Annotated in this window: 27 protein-coding genes; 18 read left to right on the top strand and 9 right to left on the bottom strand. The window is 62.3% G+C overall.

Features of this window, described 5'->3' with window-relative positions:
• Positions 1-12: 12 nt before the first annotated feature.
• The 8 genes from ACQ4WZ_RS11465 to ACQ4WZ_RS11500 form a co-directional block, all read right to left on the bottom strand.
• Complete coding sequence (locus ACQ4WZ_RS11465) at positions 13-2,100, bottom strand: flagellar biosynthesis protein FlhA (protein WP_101480829.1); 2,088 nt, start codon at positions 2,098-2,100, stop codon at positions 13-15.
• A complete protein-coding gene (locus tag ACQ4WZ_RS11470; protein WP_101480828.1) occupies positions 2,097-3,236 on the bottom strand; it encodes an EscU/YscU/HrcU family type III secretion system export apparatus switch protein in 1,140 nt (379 codons plus the stop codon). The genes ACQ4WZ_RS11465 and ACQ4WZ_RS11470 overlap by 4 nt, the downstream gene beginning before the upstream one ends.
• Positions 3,226-4,026, bottom strand: coding sequence for a flagellar biosynthetic protein FliR (locus ACQ4WZ_RS11475; protein WP_101480827.1), 801 nt, complete (start codon positions 4,024-4,026; stop codon positions 3,226-3,228). Before ACQ4WZ_RS11475 ends, ACQ4WZ_RS11470 begins: the two co-directional genes overlap by 11 nt.
• A 12-nt stretch (positions 4,027-4,038) precedes the next feature.
• On the bottom strand, positions 4,039-4,311 hold the full coding sequence (locus ACQ4WZ_RS11480) for a flagellar biosynthetic protein FliQ (protein ID WP_034757874.1): 273 nt from the start codon (positions 4,309-4,311) through the stop codon (positions 4,039-4,041).
• A 3-nt stretch (positions 4,312-4,314) separates the two neighbouring features.
• A complete protein-coding gene (fliP, locus tag ACQ4WZ_RS11485; RefSeq protein WP_133992176.1) occupies positions 4,315-5,085 on the bottom strand; it encodes a flagellar type III secretion system pore protein FliP in 771 nt (256 codons plus the stop codon).
• A complete protein-coding gene (locus ACQ4WZ_RS11490) occupies positions 5,082-5,447 on the bottom strand; it encodes a FliM/FliN family flagellar motor switch protein (RefSeq protein WP_046684914.1) in 366 nt (121 codons plus the stop codon). Before ACQ4WZ_RS11490 ends, fliP begins: the two co-directional genes overlap by 4 nt.
• 1 nt (position 5,448) lies before the next feature.
• Positions 5,449-6,324 (bottom strand): FliM/FliN family flagellar motor switch protein, encoded by an 876-nt coding sequence (locus ACQ4WZ_RS11495; RefSeq protein ID WP_243858147.1) that lies wholly within the window; start codon positions 6,322-6,324, stop codon positions 5,449-5,451.
• 344 nt (positions 6,325-6,668) lie between these two features.
• The gene (locus ACQ4WZ_RS11500; RefSeq protein WP_436573454.1) at positions 6,669-6,800 is read right to left on the bottom strand and encodes a hypothetical protein; all 132 of its coding nucleotides are present in this window, start codon (positions 6,798-6,800) and stop codon (positions 6,669-6,671) included.
• Between the two features lie 74 nt (positions 6,801-6,874).
• Between ACQ4WZ_RS11500 and fliE the strand changes: the two genes are divergently transcribed.
• The 17 genes from fliE (at position 6,875) to ACQ4WZ_RS11585 (ending at position 20,610) form a co-directional block, all read left to right on the top strand.
• The gene (fliE, locus tag ACQ4WZ_RS11505) at positions 6,875-7,213 is read left to right on the top strand and encodes a flagellar hook-basal body complex protein FliE (RefSeq protein WP_096235044.1); all 339 of its coding nucleotides are present in this window, start codon (positions 6,875-6,877) and stop codon (positions 7,211-7,213) included.
• Between the two features lie 60 nt (positions 7,214-7,273).
• Positions 7,274-9,004, top strand: coding sequence for a flagellar basal-body MS-ring/collar protein FliF (fliF, locus tag ACQ4WZ_RS11510; RefSeq protein WP_101480823.1), 1,731 nt, complete (start codon positions 7,274-7,276; stop codon positions 9,002-9,004).
• Positions 8,982-10,022 carry a flagellar motor switch protein FliG gene (locus ACQ4WZ_RS11515; RefSeq protein ID WP_035818015.1) on the top strand — a complete coding sequence of 347 codons (1,041 nt, stop codon included), beginning with the start codon at positions 8,982-8,984 and terminating at the stop codon, positions 10,020-10,022. Before fliF ends, ACQ4WZ_RS11515 begins: the two co-directional genes overlap by 23 nt.
• Positions 10,019-10,708 carry a flagellar assembly protein FliH gene (gene fliH / locus ACQ4WZ_RS11520; RefSeq protein WP_077403169.1) on the top strand — a complete coding sequence of 230 codons (690 nt, stop codon included), beginning with the start codon at positions 10,019-10,021 and terminating at the stop codon, positions 10,706-10,708. Before ACQ4WZ_RS11515 ends, fliH begins: the two co-directional genes overlap by 4 nt.
• A complete protein-coding gene (gene fliI / locus ACQ4WZ_RS11525; protein ID WP_436573455.1) occupies positions 10,705-12,015 on the top strand; it encodes a flagellar protein export ATPase FliI in 1,311 nt (436 codons plus the stop codon). Before fliH ends, fliI begins: the two co-directional genes overlap by 4 nt.
• 8 nt (positions 12,016-12,023) lie before the next feature.
• Positions 12,024-12,461 carry a flagellar export protein FliJ gene (gene fliJ, locus ACQ4WZ_RS11530; protein WP_096235040.1) on the top strand — a complete coding sequence of 146 codons (438 nt, stop codon included), beginning with the start codon at positions 12,024-12,026 and terminating at the stop codon, positions 12,459-12,461.
• An 89-nt stretch (positions 12,462-12,550) separates the two neighbouring features.
• Positions 12,551-13,960, top strand: coding sequence for a flagellar filament capping protein FliD (gene fliD, locus ACQ4WZ_RS11535; RefSeq protein ID WP_436573456.1), 1,410 nt, complete (start codon positions 12,551-12,553; stop codon positions 13,958-13,960).
• Positions 13,961-14,010: 50 nt separating this feature from the next.
• The gene (fliS, locus tag ACQ4WZ_RS11540) at positions 14,011-14,400 is read left to right on the top strand and encodes a flagellar export chaperone FliS (protein WP_436573457.1); all 390 of its coding nucleotides are present in this window, start codon (positions 14,011-14,013) and stop codon (positions 14,398-14,400) included.
• Between the two features lie 31 nt (positions 14,401-14,431).
• Positions 14,432-14,710, top strand: coding sequence for a hypothetical protein (locus tag ACQ4WZ_RS11545; RefSeq protein WP_436573458.1), 279 nt, complete (start codon positions 14,432-14,434; stop codon positions 14,708-14,710).
• A gap of 2 nt (positions 14,711-14,712) precedes the next feature.
• Positions 14,713-15,903: a flagellar hook-length control protein FliK gene (locus ACQ4WZ_RS11550; protein WP_436573459.1), complete on the top strand. Its 1,191-nt coding sequence runs from the start codon at positions 14,713-14,715 to the stop codon at positions 15,901-15,903.
• Positions 15,903-16,379 (top strand): flagellar basal body-associated FliL family protein, encoded by a 477-nt coding sequence (locus ACQ4WZ_RS11555; protein WP_436573460.1) that lies wholly within the window; start codon positions 15,903-15,905, stop codon positions 16,377-16,379. Before ACQ4WZ_RS11550 ends, ACQ4WZ_RS11555 begins: the two co-directional genes overlap by 1 nt.
• A 33-nt stretch (positions 16,380-16,412) precedes the next feature.
• Positions 16,413-17,156, top strand: a complete 744-nt coding sequence (locus ACQ4WZ_RS11560; protein WP_436573461.1) for a FliA/WhiG family RNA polymerase sigma factor — start codon at positions 16,413-16,415, stop codon at positions 17,154-17,156.
• 68 nt (positions 17,157-17,224) lie between these two features.
• The gene (gene motA / locus ACQ4WZ_RS11565; RefSeq protein ID WP_034757817.1) at positions 17,225-18,139 is read left to right on the top strand and encodes a flagellar motor stator protein MotA; all 915 of its coding nucleotides are present in this window, start codon (positions 17,225-17,227) and stop codon (positions 18,137-18,139) included.
• Positions 18,066-19,127: a flagellar motor protein MotB gene (locus ACQ4WZ_RS11570; protein WP_101480817.1), complete on the top strand. Its 1,062-nt coding sequence runs from the start codon at positions 18,066-18,068 to the stop codon at positions 19,125-19,127. Before motA ends, ACQ4WZ_RS11570 begins: the two co-directional genes overlap by 74 nt.
• 16 nt (positions 19,128-19,143) lie before the next feature.
• Positions 19,144-19,434, top strand: coding sequence for a flagellar biosynthesis anti-sigma factor FlgM (flgM, locus tag ACQ4WZ_RS11575; protein ID WP_101480816.1), 291 nt, complete (start codon positions 19,144-19,146; stop codon positions 19,432-19,434).
• Positions 19,431-19,871, top strand: a complete 441-nt coding sequence (gene flgN / locus ACQ4WZ_RS11580; RefSeq protein ID WP_101480815.1) for a flagellar export chaperone FlgN — start codon at positions 19,431-19,433, stop codon at positions 19,869-19,871. The genes flgM and flgN overlap by 4 nt, the downstream gene beginning before the upstream one ends.
• Positions 19,858-20,610, top strand: coding sequence for a glycoside hydrolase family 73 protein (locus tag ACQ4WZ_RS11585; protein WP_101480814.1), 753 nt, complete (start codon positions 19,858-19,860; stop codon positions 20,608-20,610). The genes flgN and ACQ4WZ_RS11585 overlap by 14 nt, the downstream gene beginning before the upstream one ends.
• 6 nt (positions 20,611-20,616) lie before the next feature.
• Here the strand turns inward: ACQ4WZ_RS11585 and flgA are convergent, their stop codons facing one another.
• Entirely contained in the window at positions 20,617-21,264 is a 648-nt protein-coding gene (gene flgA / locus ACQ4WZ_RS11590; protein WP_101480813.1) for a flagellar basal body P-ring formation chaperone FlgA, read from the bottom strand.
• 254 nt (positions 21,265-21,518) lie between these two features.
• Between flgA and flgB the strand changes: the two genes are divergently transcribed.
• Positions 21,519-21,881: a flagellar basal body rod protein FlgB gene (flgB, locus tag ACQ4WZ_RS11595; protein ID WP_034758109.1), complete on the top strand. Its 363-nt coding sequence runs from the start codon at positions 21,519-21,521 to the stop codon at positions 21,879-21,881.
• Position 21,882 lies beyond the last annotated feature (1 nt).

Raw genomic sequence — 21,882 nt, forward strand, 5'->3', positions numbered from 1 at the left:
TTATTTCACCGTTTACCCCACCGTGCCGATAATGCTCACCTCGCGGTTCTCCGGGATTTCATTATACGACAGCACATGCAGGCCAGGCGCGAACAGGCGCGCGTAGCGGGCCAGCAACGGACGGATCTGCGGCAGCACCAGCAGCAGCGGCGGCGTAGCCTGCTGCTTCATCTGCTCGCGCGCCACCGGCATGTTCACCTGCAGCTGCGACAGCAGATGCGGGTCGATCGGGTAATTATCCAGCGTGACCTTGCCCGACTGGCGCGCCTGGTTCAGCGAACCGAGCAGCATGTTTTCCAGCTCGCCACCTAGGTTAAACGCCTGCATTTCCATCTTCTGGCCAAACAGGCCGCTGACGATCTGGCGCCGCAGCGCACAGCGCACTTCGGCCGCCAGCAGGATCGGGTCCTTGGTGGTTTCCGAACTGTCGAGCAAGGTGGTGGCGATGGGCACGATATCCTTCAGTGACACATTTTCTGCCAGCAAGACGCGAAACACGCGCAGCATCTGCGTGTGCGTGAGGGCCTTGTCGAGCGCGCCGGCCAGCTTGGGCGACAGGGCCGTCAGGCGCTCCATCATGTTCGAGACGTCTTCGTGGCGGAACAATTCCGGCAAGTACTCGCGCACCATCTTCGACAAGTGCGTGGCGATCACGCTTGGCGCCTCAATCACCTGGTAACCCAGGCCAAGCGCATGCGCCTTTTCACCGGGTTCGATCCAGGTGACGGGCATGCCGTAAGCCGGCTCAATGCCGGGAATGCCATCGAGCTGGCCATACACGTTCGGCGACGGGATCGCCATCAGGCGGTCGGCCTGCACTTCCGCCTGCGCCACCACGGTGCCCGACAACACGATGGCATATTGCGATGGCTTCAGAGCCAGGTCGTCGCGCACGCCGATGTTCGGCAGCAGCAAGCCCATCGATTCGGACAGGCTCTGGCGCACACCCTTGACACGCTTGTTTAGCGGTTCGCCTTGCGTTTTATCCACCATGCCCACCAGTTTATAGCCGAGCATCACCATCAGCGGTTGCACGGCGGGCAGTTGCTGCCACTCCAGCTCGGCAGGCTTGTCGTCGCGCAAGGCCGCCTCGATGGCCGCCATGCCGGCCGCATCGGGCCCCTTCACGCGCTTGGTCAGGCGCCATGCCACGAAGGCCAGCACACCGGCGAAGGTCATGAACATGAACCACGGCATGCCCGGGATCAATGCCAGCGCCACCATCATGCCGGACGCGCTGAAGATCACCGTTGGCGAAGTCAGTACCTGGCCCGCCACTTGCTGTTCGAAGTCGCCCGAATCGCTGATGCGGGTGACGAGAATGGCGGCCGCAGCCGACAGCAGCAGCGCGGGGATCTGCGCCACCAGGCCATCACCGATGGTCAGCAGTGCGTATTGACGGAAAGCATCGCCGAACGACAGGTCGTGCATCAGCGAGCCGATGGCCACGCCACCGACCATATTGATGATCAAAATCAGGATACTGGCGACGGCATCGCCGCGCACGAACTTCGACGCACCGTCCATGGCGCCATAGAAATCGGCTTCAGCGGCCACATCCTTGCGCCGGATCTGGGCTTTTTCCTGGTTGATCAGGCCGGCGTTCAGGTCGGCGTCGATGGCCATCTGCTTGCCCGGCAAGGCATCGAGGGTAAAGCGCGCGGACACTTCGGAAATACGTTCGGCGCCCTTGGTGACGACGGCGAAGTTGATGATCATCAAGATCACGAAGACCACGATACCGACGACGAAGTTACCACCGATCACCACATTACCGAAGGCTTCGATCACCTTACCGGCCGCGTCCGCGCCCGTATGCCCGTGCAGCAACACCACGCGCGTGGACGCCACGTTCAACGTCAGCCTGAGCATGGTGGTGGCCAGGATCACCGTCGGGAAGACGGAGAAATCAAGCGGCCGCTTGGCCGACACGCTGACCAGGATGACGATCAGAGCCAGCACGATATTGAAAGTGAACAAGATATCGAGCAGCACGGGCGGCAGCGGCAGGATGATCATCGCCAGGATCACCAGCAGGAACAGCGGCGTGGCGAACTTGTGGCGGCGCATTTCGGCAACCAACCGGTTCAGGAAATTCATGAAGGGACTACCTCGCTCAAATGAGATGGCACGGCCATCTCGGTGGGTAATACGGGCTGGGCAGCACGCTGCCCGGACCGGAATGCTTTCAGCTGCAATATGTAGTTGAGCACCTGCGACACGGCCTGGTACAGCTGCACGGGAATCTGCTGCTGTACCTGGCTGGTGTTGTAGATGGCGCGCGCCAGCGGCGGCAACTCCAGCGTTTCGATATTGTGTTCCTTCGCCACTTGCCGGATATACAGCGCCATCTCGTCGACGCCCTTGGCAACGACAAACGGCGCCTCGGCTCGGTCCTGGTCATACTTGAGCGCGACGGCGTAATGCTCGGGATTGACGATCACCACGTCGGCGTCGGGCACGGTCTTGCGCACGCTGCGCCGGCCGATCTGCTGCTGCAGCTGGCGGATGCGCTGGCGCACTTCGGGCCGGCCTTCGCTGCTCTTGTGCTCCTCCTTGACATCCTGCTTGCTCATGCGCTGGTTGCGGGCAAAGAAAAACGCCTGCGCCGGCACGTCGATGATGGCAAACAGGACGAAGACGGAAATGAGCGCCATCAAGCCGTCGAGCATCAGCGCCGAGCCATCGAGCATGGCCTGTTGCAGGGGCCGGTGCTGCAAGTCCACGTACTGCGTCAGGCTGGAGCGGCTCACATGCACGAGCACCATGCCCAGCACGGCGGCCTTGGCGATGGACAGGCCGAATTCAAAAGCATGCTTGGGCGCAATCAGACGACCGAGGTTCTTGGCCGGGCTCAGGCGCTCCATTTTCGGCATCCAGTTCTTCGAGCTGATGACCCAGCCGCCAGGGATCAATGAGCCCAGCACGACGAACAGGGGCACGCAGAACAGCGGTACGATCATCTTGATCAGCAAGCCCACCGACGTCGTAAACGCCATCGACATGGCATTTTCCAGCGCGCCCTTGCTATCGAGCGGCATGAAGGCCATGGCAAACAGCTCGCGAAAGCTTTGCAGGTAGCCCGGCAGCAGGTAAATAAAGACCTTCATGCTGATCAGGATGCCCAGCGCCGTCGACAGGTCGCGCGAGCGCACCACCTGCCCTTCCTGGCGCGACTTCTTCAGCTTTTGCTGTGAGGCCTTTTCTGTCTTGTCGCCGGTGCTGCTATCCGCCATGGGCCACCCGCATCTGTTCGGCGATCATGTCGAGCACCCGGTTCGTCATCGCTATATAGTGTTCCGGGATAAAGCGCACGATCTGCACCAGCATCAGCAGGCCGAACATGGTGATCATGGAAAAGCCAAGCGAAAACAGGTTCAGCGACGGCGCCACGCGGTTCAGGAAGCCAAAGCCCAGCTGCACCACCATGGTGGAAAAAACGATGGGCAAGGCCAGCAGCATGGCGGCGGCAAAGATCCACGCCACGTTGTAGGCCACCGTCTGCAGCAACAGCGGCCCGTAGCCCTGTCCCACGGGCCAGGCAGTAAAACTGGCGCCGATCACGCCCGTCAGCACGAGGTGGCCGTCGATGGCGAAAAACACGATCATGCACATGATGGTGAGCATCCCCGTAATCACGTCCGACGAGGTGCCATTGAGCGGATCGTTCATGACGGCCATGGAAAAGCCCACCTGGCTCGACACCAGGTAGCCGAGCACCGACATGACCGACATGGCAAAGTGGAAAGCCAGGCCGAGGACGAAGCCGATGATGGCCTGCTCCAGGGTGGCGACGACGGCGTGCAGGGAAAATGGATCGATTTTCAACAAGTCCTGCGAGATGCCCGACGCCTGCATCACGGGCAGCATCAGGATCGCCAGCACCAGCGACAGCAACACTCGCACGGGAACGGGCACCATGGCGTCACCGATGACGGGCGAAGCGCTGAGCATTGCCAGGATGCGGCAGAACGGCCACCACACGGCCAGCAGAAACGGCAGCACCTGATTGAAAATCTGATCCATGGGCGCGCGGCGCTATCCGACCAGGGTGGCCGCGCGCTGAAAAATGGACACGCAATAATCCATCAGGTAACCGGCCATCCAGCGTCCGGCCAGGATCAGCGCCAACAGGGTGACCAGCAGGCGCGGCAGGAAACTCATGGTCTGTTCATTGATCGAGGTGGCCGCCTGCACCAGCGCAACCAACAGGCCCATGAGCAGACCTGGCACGACCAGGATCACCACCAGCAGCATGACGACATGCAGCGCTTCGATGATCAGGTCGACGGCGACTTCAGGGGTAAACATCGTTCAATAGCCCTGTATGCTGGTAACCAAGGTGTTGACGGTCAGGGTCCAGCCGTCGACCAGCACGAACAGCAGCAGCTTGAACGGCAGCGAAATCACCAGCGGCGAGAGCATCATCATGCCCATCGCCATCAGCACCGACGCCACCACCAGATCGATGATGAGGAACGGGATGAACAGCATGCAGCCGATCTGGAACGCCGTCTTGAGTTCGGACAAGACAAACGCCGCCAACTTGACCGTGAAACTATGGTCTTGCGGACGCATGGTCGACGGCTCGCCTGCCAGATGGGCGATCTGCGCCAGCGCAGCCTTGCTCGTCTGCGCCAGCATGAAGCGCGAAATCGGCACTTCGGCGATCTTCAGGGCTTCCTGCATGCCGATCTGGTCACGGTCGTAGGGCACGAACGCATCCTTCCACACCTGGTCGCCGATGGGACGCATGACCAGCAGGGTGAGAATCAGGGCGATGCCCGTGACGATGCGGTTGGGCAAACCCTGCTGCAGGCCCAGGGCCTGGCGCAGCAGGGACAGCACGATGACGAAGCGGGTAAAGCTGGTCATCATCATGACCATCACGGGCAGCAGCCCGAGCAGGGTCATGACGACGAGGATCTGCATCTTCACCGACAGGTCAGTCTTCGCGCCAGGCACCACGCCGGACAACAAATCCTGCGCCCCGACGGCGCTGCAGCACAGCATCAAAACGGGGACAGCCAGCGCGGCAGCCAGCGCGCCGCGGCGCCGGCTCAGACCGGGTACCGCCAGCTTCATGCTGTCATCAGGTCGAGATTGAGGCCGTCGAGGTCGATGACTTTCAGGCCATAGTTCTCGCCGGCCACCACCACTTCGGCACGGCCGATCGGCGTGCCGTTGACCTTGATCACCAGCGGTTCGCCGGCCAGCATGTCGAGTTCGATCACGCTTTCCGGGCCGATGGCCATCAGTTCTTCCAGCGAAATGCGGGCCGAGCCCACTTCCAGGGTCAGCGTGACGGGAATCTTGCGCATCATCTGCGGAATGTCGCGCCGCGCGCGGGTGCTGGCCACGTCGGACACGTCGCCCTGGTCGATGATCATGTCATCACCCAGGTCTTCCAGCAGGGTTTCGCTCTGGTTGGTATCGGTCATATTCATATTATTCGACATCTTCAAAGGAGGTTAAACAGAGCTTGCCCTTGTGTTCGGAAACAGCAGCTGTAAAGAGACGGGAGTCGTCGAGCATGACGTCAGTACGGCTGAGGCTGACAGGAATCACGTCGCCCACGCGCAAGTCGAACAAGGCGCCCAGTTGCACCTGCTTGCTGACGAGCCGGCCTTCCAGCGTCACTTGCAGGCGCGAAGCGAGCGGGCGCACGCTGCGCAGCGCCTTCTTCGCCTGCGCGCGCTCGGGCAGCAAGCCGCGCAGCACGTCGGTCATCAGGCGCTTGTCCAGCGAGAACCAGAAGTGGCCGCTCTGCCCGGCTTCGACGTCGCTGAGCGCCACGGTGACAATCCAGCTGCCGCGCGACGGGTGCACGCCCGACTGCACGGCAAACTCGGCACTGGTGTCGATGTCGCTGCTTTTGCCCAATGTTTGCAGGTTTTTGTGGACGCGGGCGAACAAACTGTTCACCAACTGTTGTCCCAACACCACAGCGAGGCGCTCTTCCGTGGCCGTCACGCGCACCTGCGCCGGATCGGGCAGCACACCCTTGGCGCCGGCACTACCGTAGCGATAGTTCAGCACGCTCAAGAGTATCTGCCGTTCGAGCGTAAAGCCCGTCTGGCCGGCCGGCGTGGAAAAACTCAGCCAGCGATTCACGCTGTCCTCGTTTTCGGCGCGCGACAAGGTCACGGCGTCGACCTGGAAATTACCCCAGTAGCGACGGCTCATCGGTTGGCGCAGCGCCACGGCCAGGTCGTCGCGCAGCTGTGCGCCGAATACATGCAGCAAATGGACAGGACGTCCAAGCAGACAGGAATCGAGGACTTGATGGCGCACAGTTTGATCTGTCTTGGTAATGATTGTCATGTAGTGGTCATGTCGGTATTGCGGTGGCAGAACAAATTATACGGATCGCCCGAAATTAAATACAGCATCATCTTGGCCTTGCCGACAGGTGTGCAAGCAAACGATTGCGCATCGTATCGCATGCTAGATGACTACGGTGCTGAACAATACATGAAAAAGTCGAATATTGCCATGTATCAATATTCCTTGAGGCAATCCTCTCTTTACTTTATAGTTGCCCCGAGGTAAGCTTATAGCCACAAAATAGTGATTTGCAGTGCGCCATTCCGCTTACCTGATTCCGGTTTTTATGGCAATTCCAGTTCCTCTTATTGCCACTAGCAGAAACTTTTATCAGATAATTATTAGTTGTCATGGCCATGTAAATCATGTCGGCTTGTTTTTGCCGGGTTTGTTTGAATCTGCTTGAGCGGGTGGTGTGGCAACTGATAAAACTGATGGGCCTTGCGGATCGGGCCGGGCAGGAAGGCATTCATATGCACTTCCGCCGGATTGGCAACACCAGTAATTCTGATTGATACGTCACCGCATATTGAAAGTAGAGGGCACGATGAGCAACGAACTCGCAGGTTTGATCAAGGCCGATCTGGCAGCACTGAGCAATGATGCGCACGCCCTGGGCGCCAGCATCGCCCCGGCCGCCCAGTTCGGCGCACCGGAACAATCCGGCTTCTCCTTTGCGCAAAGCATGAAAGACGCCATCGGCAAGGTCAATGGCGACGACCGCATGGCCGCGCAGAAAATGAGCGACGTCGATAGCGGCAAGAGTGACGACATGGTCGGCGCCATGCTGGCCAGCCAGGAAGCGAGCCTGTCCTTCTCCATGTTGATGCAAGTGCGCAACAAGGTCATGGGCGCCGTCGACGAACTCATCAAACTGCCTCTGTAATCTTCACGTCCTGATCCACGCCCAGCCTCCCAGCGAAAGTTACCCCAAGTGATTACCCCCATGAAGTCCGCATTTGCGCGCTGGCGCCTTGGTGCCCAGCCCGCCATCCCGCCCGCCCTGCTGAAAAACCTGGTTCCCATCGTCGTGCTGGCCATCGGCATCACCGCCATGGTGACCATGTATGCCTGGCGCGACCAGGCCAACTACAAGCCGGTGTTTGGCGCGCGCGAAAAAGTGGCCGTGACGGACATGATGGCAACCCTGGACGCCGAGCATATCCCCTACCGTTTGCATCCGGACAGTGGCCAGGTGCTGGTGCCCGATGCAATGCTGGGCAAGGTGCGCATGCTGCTCGCCTCGAAGGGCGTGACGGCGCAACTGCCGGCAGGCCTGGAGCTGATGGACAAGAACGACCCGCTGGGCGTATCGCAATTCGTGCAGGACGTACGCTTCCGCCGCGGCCTGGAAGGCGAACTGGCACAAAGCATCATGACGATGGACGCGATCGCTTCGGCGCGCGTCCATCTGTCGATTGCGAAGTCGACGTCGTTCGTCGCCAGCGACGGCGACAAATCGTCCGCCTCGATCGTCGTGGCGCTGAAACCGGGCCGCACCCTGGCGCCGGAACAGATCGCCGCCGTCATCAACATGGTGGCCGGCAGCGTTGCCAGCCTGGCGCCTACGCGCGTGAGCCTGGTCGACCAGGGCGGCAACCTGCTGTCCTCGCACGTCGACCTGACGGACGGCTTCGATGCGTCGGCCGCCGGCAATGAAGGCGCGAAGCGTTTCCAGGATGAAATCCGCCGCAACGTCACGGGCTTGCTCGGTCCCGTTATCGGCGAAGACAACTTCAAGCTCAGCGTGACGGCCGCCGTGAACAACGACCGCGTGGACGAAACGCTGGAAAAATACGGCGAAGCCCCGAAAGTGACCAGCGAAGCGATGCGTGAAGAGCAGGAACGCAACCGCACCGTGGCCGGCATCCCGGGCAGCCTGTCGAACCGTCCGCCAGCGGCCGCCGTGCCGGCGCCGGCCGATGCAGCAGGCGCCGCGCCGGCCGACGGAGCACCGAGGCCGTCCGACGATGGCACGGCCCGCAAGAACGCCACCACGCGCCAGTACGCCTACGACCGCAGCATCACGCAGATCAAGCGCAGCCGTGGCCGCCTGGAAAAACTCAGCGTCGCCGTTGTCCTCAACAGCGCCGCCGCACCGAATCCGAAAACCGGCTGGACCCCTGCCGAACTGGGCAATATTGAAAAAATGCTGAGCAGCGGCCTGGGCATCAACGCCCAGCGCGGCGACAGCCTGAGCCTGACTGCGCTGACCTTCCCTGCCAAGCCGCCCGTGGCGCAGTGGTGGGAAGAGCGTGACACCGTTGTCGATTTCAGCAGCTGGCTGCTGTACGCCCTGGGCGCCGTGCTCGGCTACTTCCTGATCCTTCGTCCGCTGATGCGTTTGCTGACCACGCGCCTGGCGCCGCCGGCACTGAAACAGCTCGATCCTGCCCTGGCACTGGGCGGCAGCAGCGGCGCCGGCGCGAATGGCGTGGCCGCCGCTGGCGCGCCAGCCCTTGGCGTGAATGGCAGTCCGCTGGCGCTCGAAGGCGAGGCCAGCGCTGGCAACATGCCAGTCGTGCCCCTGCTGGAAAATTATGATTTGCCGCCACCAGGCTCGGCGGTCGACGTGATGGTCGATCACCTGAAAGTGCTGGCTGAAAAAGAACCCGAGCGTGTCGCCGAAGTCGTCAAACAATGGATGCAGAAAAATGGCCGAACTCAACAACAATAATCCCTCCGACGGCGCTGAGTACGAAAGCGTCAGCCTGAATCCCGTGGAACAGGCCGCCATCGTGCTGCTGAGCATAGGCGAAGAGCAGGCAGCCAACGTGCTGCGCTGCCTGTCGCGCGAAGAATTGCTGGAAGTCACGCAAGTGATGTCGCGCATGAGCGGTATCAAGGTCGAATCCGTGAAAACGGCCATGCAGACCTTCTTCGACGACTATCGCCAGCAAAGCGGCGTGCACGGCGCCTCGCGCAGCTACCTGAAGCGCTCGCTGGACATGGCGCTGGGCAGCGATATCGCAAACAGCGTGCTGAACAACATTTATGGCGACGCGATCCGTCCGAAAATGGCGCGCCTGCAGTGGGCTTCGCCAAAATGGCTGGCCGAATACATCGTCAACGAGCACGTGCAGATGCAAGCCGTGTTCCTGGCCTTTTTGCCGCCCGCGCTGGCAGGCCAGATCCTCGACGCCCTGCCCGTCGAAGGCCGCGACCTGGTTTTGCTGAACCTGGCGCGCCTGGACGAAATCGACCGCGACCTGCTGGTCGAGCTCGACGAACTGGTAGGCCGCTGCCTGGGCACGCTCGACACGCAAAGCACCAGCGTGGAAGGCATCCGCCAGGCCGCCGAAATCCTCAACCGCATGCCGGGCAACCGCGCCGCGCTGGTCGAACTGCTGCGCGCACACGACCCGGACGTCGTCTCGGAAATCGAACTGAGCATGTACGACTTCCTGATCCTGGCCACGCAAAGCGATGTCACGCTCACACGCATCCTGGAAGACGTGCCGATGGAACAGTGGGCCATCGCCCTCAAGGGCGCGGAACCGTCGATCCGCGACGCCGTGCTGAAAACCATGCCGCGTCGCCAGGCACAGAGCTTCGAAGACATGATGCGCCGCTCCGGCCCCGTGCCCCTCTCCCGTATCGAACAGACGCGCCAGGAAATCATGGCCACCGTCAAAGGCCTCGCCGATGCGGGCGAGATCGAAGTGCAACTGTTTGCTGAAGCGGTGATCGAATGAAACACTTCCGCTCGTATCGTTTCCCGCCCCTGTCGCAATTCATCGCCGCCGGCCAGCGCGCCTCCAACGAGGATACGGATGGCCAGTGGCAGGCGTCCGTCTCGGAAGGTTTCGAGCAGGGCCAGCGCGACGGCTACGAAGTGGGCCTGGTGCAAGGCCAGCAGGACGGCTACGACTCCGGGCGCAGCGATGGCATGGCGCAGGGCCGCGAAGAAGGCCGCAATGAAACCCTGGTGGCGCTGGACCGCCTGGCGCGCCCCGTCGACGCCATCTTGCGCGACCTGAAAAAAGTGCGCGCCGATTACCGCGAAGCACAGCGCAAGGAAGTGGTCGACCTGGTGGCCAAGGTGGCCCGCCAGGTGATCCGCGCGGAACTGGCGCTGCAACCGGTGCAATTACTGGCCCTGGTCGACGAGACCCTCGCCTCGATGCCGCCCACGCGAGAAGAAATCGACGTCTTCCTCAATCCGGAAGAACTCAAACGCATCAGCGAACTCGATCCGAAGCGCGCCAAGCGCTGGAACCTGATCGCCGATGCCCGCCTCGACGCGGGCGAATGCCGCATCAAGGCGGGCGACAATGAAGTCGACGCGGGCTGTCACCAGCGCCTGTCGGCCTGCATGGAACAGGTCAGCAGCCACCTGGCGCTGGCCGCCGAACACGCGGACCAGGGCGCGCCTGCATGATCGCCGACACGCTGCGCAGCTTCGAGATCGGCGACATTCCGGTCGCGACGCCCACCGGCCGCCTGGTCGGCGCGTCCGGCCTGCTGCTGGAAAGCGCCGGCTGCCGTCTGCACACGGGCCAGCGTTGTCAAATTGAAACTGTGAGCGGGGAGTGGCTCGATGCGCAAGTCGTCGGTTTCCGCGAAAAACTGTCCTACCTGATGCCCTTCAAGAAAGCCACGGGCCTGACCACGGGCGCCCGCGTGCTGCCCCTGCCCGACAAGGCCAGCCTGCAGATCGGCCCGTCGTGGCTGGGCCGCATGGTGAATGGACTGGGCGAGCCGATCGATGACCTGGGCCGCCTCGGTGGCGAACACATTCTGGAAGTCACGCCGCCGAAAATCAATCCCCTGAAGAAACAGCCCGTCATCGAACCGCTGGACGTGGGCGTGCGGGCGATTAACAGCATGCTGACCCTGGGCAAGGGACAGCGCGTGGGCCTGATGGCCGGTTCCGGCGTGGGCAAGAGCGTGCTGCTGGGCCTGATCACGCGCCAGACGGTGGCCGATGTCGTCGTCGTCGGCCTGATCGGCGAACGGGGCCGCGAAGTGCGCGAATTCGTGGAAAAATCGCTGGGCGCCGAAGGTTTGAAGAAAGCCGTGCTGGTGATCGCGCCGGCCGATGAATCGCCCTTGATGCGCATCATGGCTACCGAACTGTGCCATTCGATTGCCGCGCATTACCGCGACCAGGGCAAGCATGTGCTGCTGCTGGTCGATTCGTTGACGCGCTATGCGATGGCCTTGCGCGAAGTGGCGCTGGCCCTGGGCGAGCCGCCGGCCACGCGCGGCTATCCGCCGTCCGTCTTTTCGAACCTGCCGCAACTGGTGGAAAGCGCCGGCAATGGCGCCCACCCTGACGGCAGCATGAGCGCCATCTACACGGTGCTGGCCGAAGGCGACGACCAGCTAGACCCGGTGGTCGACACGGCGCGCGCGATTCTCGACGGCCACATCGTGCTCACGCGCGAACTGGCCGAGCGGGGCCACTACCCCGCCATCGACATCGCCGCCTCGATCAGCCGCTGCATGGCGCAGGTGATCACGCCCGAGCACATGCAGGCGGCGCGCGCGCTGAAAGCGTCGATGGCGCGCCATGCGCGCGTGCGCGACCTGATCCCACTGGGCGCCTACGTGCCGGGCGCCGATCCGATTACCGACCGCGCCGTACAGCTGCACGCCCCCATTGAAGCCTTCCTGTGCCAGGGCACCAAGGAAGAGGCGCCGATGGGACCGTGCATAGCCCAACTTGAACAGATCATGGCCTAGGAGCATATGTGAGCGACGCGCATACCATCCGCAACCTGACCACCCTGGTCGGCCTGCGCAGCACTGAAGTGGAACGCCTGCAGAGTGACATGGCGGCGCAGACGGCCGTGCGCGAGCGCTACCAGAAAAACCTGGAGCGCCTGACGGGCCTGTACACGGATAGCGGCCCCAGCGGCGCCCTGCCCCTGGCCCTGTCCGTCAACTGCGGCAACTTCAAGCAAGCCGTGATGCAGATGGCCGACCAGCACCGTACCGATTTGCACCTGCACGAAGCCAACATGGCCGTGTCGCAGCGCGCCCTGAATACGGCCTGGGCCAAACGCGAAGTGCTGGACCAGGTGCTGACGCAAAAACAAAAACATGTTGCAAATGAGCAACAGCGTGTCGATGCCAAGCGGCAAGATGAGCTGGCGACGCAATTCTGGTTCCGCGGGCAGGTAAAATGAGGTTTGTATAAGTTTCCTTCAGGAAAACTTCACAAAACGGGAATGGGGGTCGCCTTGTACCGGTATATCCCTTTATTCAGGAGTCTGGCATGGCAAACGTAATTACTGCACCCCAATACGATCCGATCCCAACGGCGGAGAAACTGGCGACCAAGGCAGTCGCAGGGCAGAAAGCTGCCCTGGCGGCGCAAACGGCGCTGGCCAATAACACCAGCACGGCGCTGGGTAACCTGAAGTCGGCCATCTCGACCTTCCAGAGCGCCATGTCGGCCATGACCGGCAGCAAATCGGTGCTGAGCCAGTCTGCCACCTTCCCGGCCGCTGGCTACGGCTCTGCCACGGCCGGCATCAATGCGACGCCGGGCACCTATTCCTTTTTTGTTGAGAAACTGGCCACGGCCAGCCAGATGTCGTATGGCGGCCTGAGCAGCGTCAATACCGCCGATGGCACGGGTACGCTGAAAGTGAAAATTGGCGATGGCGTGGGCGACAACACGCTCGACATCGACCTTGCCGCCGCCGACAAGGATGGCAACGGCACACTGACACCACAGGAAATCGCTGCCGCCATCAATGGCAACAGCAAGAACAATTCCCGCGTGACAGCCTCCATCGTCACCATCGGCGGCACCGCGCAAATGATCCTGACGTCGAATGCGACGGGCATCGCGAACGCTGCCACGCTCGACGCCAGTGGCGTGGCCAACGTCGCGCTGAAAGGCGCGCTGATTTCCCCGGCCAACATCAAGGAAGTCGTCAAGGCCGACGACGCCATCGTCTGGCTGGGCGGCAAACCCGGCGGCACCGCCATCACGCAAGCGTCGAATACCTTCACCAACGTGCAGGATGTGAAAATCACGTTCACCCGCGCCATGACGGCTGCCGAAGCGCCCGTGACGCTGACCGTCGCCACCGACAGCAGCGGCACCGCCGCCAACGTGCAAGCGTTCGTCGATGCCTACAACAAGCTGAAAACTTTGATGGATGGCCTGGCCAGTCCCGGCAACCCGGAAAAGAACATCGCTGCGGGCATCTTCGCCCATGATTCCGGTCTGAATGCCCTGCGCAGCAGCATGGGCGACGCCCTGCGCCTGAACGTCAATGGCGTATCGCTCGTGTCCTACGGCATTACGGCCCAGCGCGATGGCACAATCAGCCTCAATACCGCCAAGCTGACGGCCAAGCTGGCCGACAACCCGACGGGCCTCGATAAGCTTTTTGGCAACAACAGTCTGTCCGCCCCTGCCGGCGTGCTCGGTGGCCTGGACAAGGTACTGGGCCAGTGGAGCAATATCACCAAGGGCCAGATCACCCAGCGTCAGGCCGCCACGGACAAGCTGCAGAAAAGCTTGGTCAAGAGCGGAGAGCGCCTCACGGCCCAATATGACACGGCATACAAACGTTTCCTCGATCAATTTACACGCCTGCAAGTATTGCAGGAACAAATGAGCAAGACGTCCGACATGTTCGATGCCATGTTCAGCAACAATAAATCCTAAGGCGGATGCGCCTGCCGCGCCGCCGCACGTTAACATAGCGAGAAGAAATAATGTTAAACAATGAAGCTTACGGCAATTACCATGCTGTCAACCTGGATGCCCAGACCTCGCGCGCCTCGCCGGTGGAACTGGTACTGGTCCTGACCGATGGCTTGCTGGAAGAACTGGCGCGCGCGCGCGGGCATATCGTGGGCAAACGCTACGAACAGAAGGCCATCAGCCTGGATAAATGCACGCAGATCATCAACGGTCTGTCGAGCTCGCTCGATTTCGACAATGGCGGCGAGGTGGTGGTCAACCTGGCCCGCCTGTACGACTACTGCGTGGCGCGCCTGTACACGGCCGGCATCAAGCTCGACCCGACCCTGATCGATGAAGTAACGACCTTGATGACCACCATCAAGCGCGGCTGGATAGGCGTGCAGGCCAACAATGCCTAGGCGCGCTGCGCTGCAGCAGCTGAGCCGGCAATTGAGCGCGGCAATCGCGCAACCGGACTGGGATGCGATGGAAAAACTCTCGGCCGGCCTGGCGAAAAACATCCCGCTCTTGGCCGAACGGGGTGCATGGACTGCGCTGGAACACGCAGAATTGTTGCAATTGCGCAAAATTCACGCGCAAGCGGTTAAAATTTGCTCTGAGGAAAAAGAACGCCTGGGCTTACACCTGGGTGCATTACAGGCAAATAAAGAAGGTTGGGTCGCCTACGCCGCGCTCGGCGAATACGACTCTGAAGGGTATCAAGCATGATCATGAACTTCAACACGGCGGCCGCCGCTCCGGCACCGGCAGCCACAGCGGCAACTGCAGCAGCACCGGCGCCAGCGTCGGAGCAGGCTGCGGCCTTTCCCGGCACGCCAGGTGCGCCAGGCTATGCCGGCAATGGCGCCGCGGCCTCCGCCCTGCCCCTGTTTGCGCAGGTGCTCGATGTGACGGCCGTGGAAACGGCCGATGCCGGCACGCCCGCACCCACGCCCGCACCCGCCAAGGACAGCGACAGCGACAGCCAGGCCGACAGCGCCCTGCCAGCCATGGCCGCCCCCCTCATTGGCTTGCCGGTGGCGATGCTGCCGGTGACGATGCCGCCGACGGACGCGGCCGCAGCCGAGGCGCGTGCCGCTGCCCAGGCGCAAGTACAGACACCAGTGCAGGCGAATGTCGCGCAAGCCAACCCGGCACTCAACATCAGCGTGCATCCTGCGGCGATCACCCTCGCCGCACCGGCCACGGCGCCAGCGCCGGCATCAGGGCGCGACACGCGCGAGCCGCTGGCCGCCGCCAATCCGGCGACAGTTGCAAAAGGTAACGCGCCGGCACAGCCGTTCGAAGCGTTGCTGCAACAAGGCGCGCCGGCGACAGCCGTCGCCGCCCCTGCCTCACGCGAGGGCGAGCGTGGCGCCGCAACGCCGGCCCCAGCCACGCCCAACCTGGGCTTGTCGGGCACGGTCGGCAATACCGCCACGGCGGCCCCGGCTGGCGACACCATCAAGCTCAACGGCCCTGCTCAGCAATGGCAGGAACCGCTGCGCGAAGCGCTGGGCGAACGCCTGCAGACGCAGATCGGGCGCAACAGCGAACACGCGACGATCCGCCTCGATCCGCCCATGCTGGGCCGCATTGAAATTTCCATCCGCCACACGGCCGGCGCGCTGCAGGTGAACGTCACGGCGTCGAACTCGGAGGTGTTGCGCCAGTTGCAAGGCATAGGCGAAAACATGCGCAGCGACCTGGCACAGCGCCAGTTTACCGACGTGGCCGTGAATATCAGCGCGACTCCGCGCAGCCCCGCCGCACAGGCGTTTGCCGAAGGCGATGCGCGCGGCCAGCGTCAACCGGGACGCCAGCAGGACGACGCCGAGCCGGGCCGCGCCCTGTCCGACGGCACGCCGTCCGGCACTTCTTCCAGCACCACTTACGCCATGCACGAGCGAGAGAACGCCTGATGAATATGAAACTGAAACTGATAGTCGGCTTTGTCGCCGTGGCCGTGCTGGCCGCCTGCGCGGCTGGCGGCGCCATGTGGTATTTGGCCAAGCCGGTCGCCGGCCATGCCGAGGTTGCCGACGCAAAAGCCCCGCCACCGCCCGCCACGGGCAAGAAGGCCCGCAAGTTCCTCACGCTGGACAAGGTCATCGTGATGCTGCGCCGCGGACCTGGCGACACCGAAACGCATTATCTGTCGGCCGACCTGGTGATCGCCACCACCGAAGAAAAGGAAAAGCTGACCAAGGACCACTTGCCGCTGATGCGCTCGATCGCCGTCAGCACCCTGTCGAGCTTTCCGATGGACAAGGCACAGACCATGACGGTGGAGCAATATGCCGAGCAGATCAACAAGGCCTTCAATGTCAGCTATGAACGCGAGCAGATGGAAAAACCCTACACCGAAGTCATGGTCGGCAAGCTGATCATTGAATAAGCCAACACGCCAGCCGACCTAGTGGGAGACCCCGTGGCCTATGTAGAGCAGTACCAGGAAGCGTATGGCGCCGGTGAATATGCCGCCGCCAGCGCTTGCGCGGCCGTGCTCAGCGTTGCCGAAGAGCAACAACATCTGGTGGCGTATGCCCCTTTGGTGAAGCGTATCGTGCGCCAGCTCAATTCGCAGGTGTCGGGCGCCATCGACCGCGACGACATGGAACAGATCGGCCTGATGGGTTTGCTGGAGGCGCTGCGCCGCTACGGCGTGCCGGATCAGTCATTCGGCAGCTATGCCAGCCTGCGCATCCGCGGCGCCATCCTCGATGAACTGCGGCGCCAGGACTGGCGCCCGCGCGCAGTGCGGCAGGAAAGCCATCGCCTGCGCGACAGCGTGCGCGCCCTGACCCGGCGCCTGGGGCGCGAACCGCTGGATGCGGAAATCATGGCCGCCCTGAAGCTGACGCCGGAAGCTTTCCAGGAATACCAGCTGGCGGAAAACGCCGAGCTGATCGTCAGTTTCGACGAAGTGCTGCAGGAAAGCCTGGGCCAGGCCGACAGCGCACCGAGCCCGGAAGAGCAATTGATGGTGCGGCGCAGCCTGGAGCAAGCCCTGCGCGCGCTCGACGAACGCGAGCAGCGCGTGATCCAGATGTATTACGAATTCGAACTGAGCTATAAAGAAATTGCCGCCGTGCTGGACCTTAGCGACGCCCGCGTCTGCCAGTTGAACAAGACGGCGCTGGGCAAGATGAAAGCCATGCTGCAAGACGCATAGGTTTCAGCAAAAGTTTCAGAAGCACCAATCAAATTGACGTAGCACAATGACGCAGAAAGGCAGTTGACATGGTAATTATCGGTATCTTAATCGTGATGGGGTGTGTATTCGGAGGCTTCGCCCTGATGGGCGGCACCGTCCACGCGATCTGGCAACCGGTCGAGTTGATCATCATCATCGGCGCCGCCGTCGGCGCCCTGGTGCTGGGCAACCCGAAGCATGTACTCGGGGAAATGCTGCACCAGATGCGCAAGATCGTCACGCACAAGAAGCAAGGTTCGGAATTCCAGCGCCAGTTGCTGCTGCTGATGTATGAACTGCTGCAAACGGCCGCCGGCGGCCTGAAGGCGCTCGACGCCCACGTCGAAGCACCGCGCGAAAGCGCCCTGTTCCAGCGCTATCCGCTGGTGCTGGAAGAACCGAAGCTGCTGGCCTTCATCGTCGACAACTTCCGTTTGATGGCGATGGGCAAGATCAACGCGCATGAGCTCGAAGGTGTGCTGGAGCAGGAACTGGAGGCCATTCACGACGAACTGCTGCAACCGTCGAAGTCCCTGCACAAGATCGCCGAAGCCATGCCCGGTTTCGGTATTCTGGCCGCCGTTCTGGGTATTGTGATGGCCATGAATTCCGTGGCAGACGGCGCCGATGCGGCGGAAATTTCGGAAAAAGTGGGCGCCGCGATGGTGGGTACCTTCATCGGCATCTTCTTTTGCTACGGCGTGCTCGATCCGATGTGCAACATGATGAAACAGCTGGTGGGCGAGGAAGGTTCGACCATGGAATGCGTGAAGGTCGTGCTGGTCACGCACGTGGCGGGCAAGCCGCCCCTGCTGGCCATCGATGCAGGCCGCCGCTTGGTGCAGCTGAACATCAAGCCGAGCTTCGCCCAGCTGGAAAGCTGGATCAATGCGCTGGAAGATGGCGGCGCCGAGCAAGAGCAAGGCCAAGGCCGGGGAGGCCGCCGTGCTAAAGCCGCATGAGAAACATGAGCAGGCCATCATCAAGCGTGCCGGTCGCAAGCATGATGACGATGGCCATGGCGGCGCCTGGAAAGTAGCGTTCGCCGACTTTTGCCTGGCCCTGCTGTCGCTCTTCCTCGTGCTGTGGCTGATGGCCGCGCGCGAGCAGCAGGCGATGAAGGAAATCATGATGGACGCGTCGGCAGGCAGCCGCCAGGGCGAAGGCCAGGGCGTCATGCCGGAACAGAAAGGCGGCCCGCGCGGCAGCCTGATCGAGCGTTTCCCCATGCCCCGCAAGGGCACGGGCGACACGCGCACGGAAGGCAAGCAAACGCACGATGGCAAGGCCGGTGCCGCGCCGCAAAACCAGACCAAGGTCAGCTACCAGTCACCGGAAGACTTGCTGTCCCTGTCGCGCGCACTCGACAAGCTCAGCGACGAAGCGGGATTGAAAAGCAATCTGCAATCGGTGATCACGCCATATGGCTTGCGCGTCATGCTGCACGATACGGACAAGCAAGGCATGTTCGTGCGCGGCAGCGCCGTGCCGACCGACCGTTTCCGCAAGCTGCTGCGCCAGATGGGGCCCGTCTTCGCCCAGATGGACAACCAGATGCTGATCGTCGGCCACACGGATTCGATGCAATACGCCAATAACGGCTATGAAGGCTATTCGAACTGGACCCTGTCGGCCAACCGCGCCATGTCGGCGCGCGCGCAATTGTTGATTGGCAGCATGAGTCCGGACAGCGTGCTGCAAGTGGTGGGCATGGCCGACCGCGCGCCGCTGGACGTGAAAAATGCCAGCGCCGGCATCAACCGCCGCATCGAACTGTTAATATTGACGCGTGGCCAGGCCGACAGCATCGCCGCCATGTTTGGCATGGCGGGGCAAAAGGCGCAAGGCGAAGAGCTGCAAGTGGGTGAACCGGACTCGGGAACCTTGCAGCGCCTGCGCGAAAAACTGGGCCTGCCCGCAAAGAAGGAGCGCGATGAGCATGCAAATTAAGGGCAAGGGACAACGTATGAAAATCTCCTCCGGCAATACCGGCGCTGCCGTACGCAGCAGCGCCGTCGCGCCAGCCGAGGCGATCGCCGAGAACGCGGGCGCCGCAGGCGCCATGCACGGCTCGTCCGCCGGAGCGGAATTGCAGTCGGCCGTGCTGCAACCAGCCATGGCCGCCCTGCGCGCCATGCCCGAGATCGACCACGAGCGCGTGGCAATGCTGCGCGATGCGCTGGCCAAGGGCGAATTGCCATTCGATCCAGCAAAACTGGCAGGCTTGATCCAGCGTTTCCACGGTGGTGAGTCATGACCGCATCGCGCAAGGGCATCACGCGTCAGGAAGCCGTGCACCGCGTGCTGCAAGGCATGACGGACGACAGCGTCGGCTACGCCGCCCTGAAAACCTTGCTGGAAGAACAATTTCAGGCCACCTTGCACCACCAGAGCACCAGACTGACGGCGCTGGCCGACCAGGTCATCGCCGCGGTCGATCCCCTCGATGCACGCCGCCGTCAGCGCGTCAGCCTGGTCACTGCCCTGCTGGGCCCGCAAGGCGATATGCCGCAATTGTTTGCGTTGTTGCAAGAAGACGCGCGCAGCAAGGCGGAGGCCGACTGGGCAGCGCTGGAGCAGATGGTGCTGGAATGCAAGCGCCTGAATGCCCGCAACAGTGATTTATTAACAGAGCAGTACAGCATCATGCGGCGTGTGCTGCATGGCGAGGAAGATACCTATGCGCCAGGCTGATTTCCCCACCACCCGCGCCACGGCGGCGACGCCGTCGACGTTGGCCACCTCCGCCGTGCAGAGCAATATGCGCGCTACCCCTGCCACGGTGGCCGCTGGCAGTTTTGGCAGCGTTTTCCAGCAGGTACAGGGCGAAGTGGCCCGCTTCATCGAACAGGGTGGCGGCAACGCCACTAGCCTGAGCCCGCAAGGCCGCGCCTACCTGGAGCAGAGCCAGCCCGTGAATGTACTGGGCAGTATCAACCAGGGTGGCGAGATCGGAGAAGTGCAGCAGCAGTTCCTCGCCTCGATCAAGCCGTGGACGCAAGAAACGGGCGCGCGCCTGGGCGTGGCGCCGGAAATTGTCGCCGCCCACGCCGCGCTGGAATCGGGCTGGGGCCAGCGTCCGCTGCGCCAGGGCACGGGGGCAGACACGAATAATCTGTTCGGCATCAAGGCCGGCGGCAAATGGCAGGGCGATGTGGCCAGCAATGTCACCACCGAGTACGAAGCGGGCAGCGGCACGGCGCTGAAGAAAACCGAGCGCTTCCGCAGCTATCCGGACCAGGCCAGCGCCTTCCGCGACTATGCACAGGTGTTGCTCGACAATCCACGCTACCGCGCCGCCCTGAACACGGGTACCGACGCGGGCGCCTTCGCGCAAGGTCTGGCGCGCGGCGGCTATGCCACCGACCCCAACTATGCCGCCAAGCTCACGCAGCTGGCGACCCGCTTGCAGCGCACGGCCGCCGCAGACTGACCTTCCTTAACGGCCGCTAATGTCGGCCGGTTCCACCACGCCCGCATCGACCACCCTGGCACGTATCACCGTGCCGCTGGTGGCGTTGCGCACGCGGATCACCTCCCCCAGCGCGCCGGGATCCAGCGCTTCGCCGGCCATGCTCACTTCCACCTGCTCCTTGCGTGCCACGATATTGACCGCACTGCCCCGCTTGATCAGCATGGGCGCTGCCAGTTGTCCCTGGCGCAGCACTTCGCCGGCACGCAAGCTGCGCCGGCTCGACAGGCCGACTGCGCCCGGCAGGGAGGAAATACTGTCCGGCACCATCGTCACATCGCGTCGCGCCATCGTCACGTCGCCCGCCTGCAACGGCGTATTGGCCGTGACGGGCGCGCTGGTGACGGCGACTTGGGCCGTGATGCTGCCGCGCGCCAGCATTTCGTAACGCCAACCGTTGCTTCCAGGACACACTGCCACAAAGCGCATGCGCTGCGCCGAACGGCTGTCCGCCGTTTCCAGGGTAACAGGCGCCGCGCAAGCAGGCACGGGGCGCGTGCTTTTCACCACGGCCACCTGGAACTGCGGTTCCAGCAACCCCGCCTTGCCTGCCTGCTGCGCCAATTGCTCTCGCGCCAACTGTTCCACACGCGAAAATATATTGTCGGCTGGCAATTCTGCGCGACCTGCACTACTATATAGGCTGGTCAGTAAAAATAGGCCAGGAAGCAGTATATGAGGGAGTGGCACCTTGTTTCGGATCATCGTAATGCTGTTGAAATGAATCATTGCTAACCTTAATCAAAGATACTGAAGCGGCATGACCTTACCATGCGTCAACATGACCAGGCGGGGATTTTACCTCTGCACCACCTATTTTCTAGCCCGAACCGCAAAAAGCACGATCGAATTCAATACAAAGGATGACCATGGGGATTAATTTCAAGGATGCGCTGGGCGTGCACGCTGATGCACTCGCGCTGCGTGCCGACCGTACCCGCGTGCTGGCGGCCAATATTGCCAATGAAAATACGCCCGGCTTCCAGGCCATGGACATGGATTTCGGCAGCGCCCTGCAGCAATTGCAGGACAACGAGGCCGGCCTGCTGTCGACCGATGACGATGCCAGTGCCCTGTACCGCGTACCCTACCACCCCAGCCGCGACGGCAATACCGTCGAAATCGGCGTCGAGCAGGCGGCGTTCTCGCAGAATGCCACCGACTTCCAGACCAGCCTCACCTTCGTCAACATGAAACTGAAGGGTCTGTCCAAGGCCATTTCCGGACAATAAG

It is taken from the genome of Janthinobacterium darwini, from assembly GCF_051380905.1.
Lineage (GTDB): Bacteria > Pseudomonadota > Gammaproteobacteria > Burkholderiales > Burkholderiaceae_D > Janthinobacterium.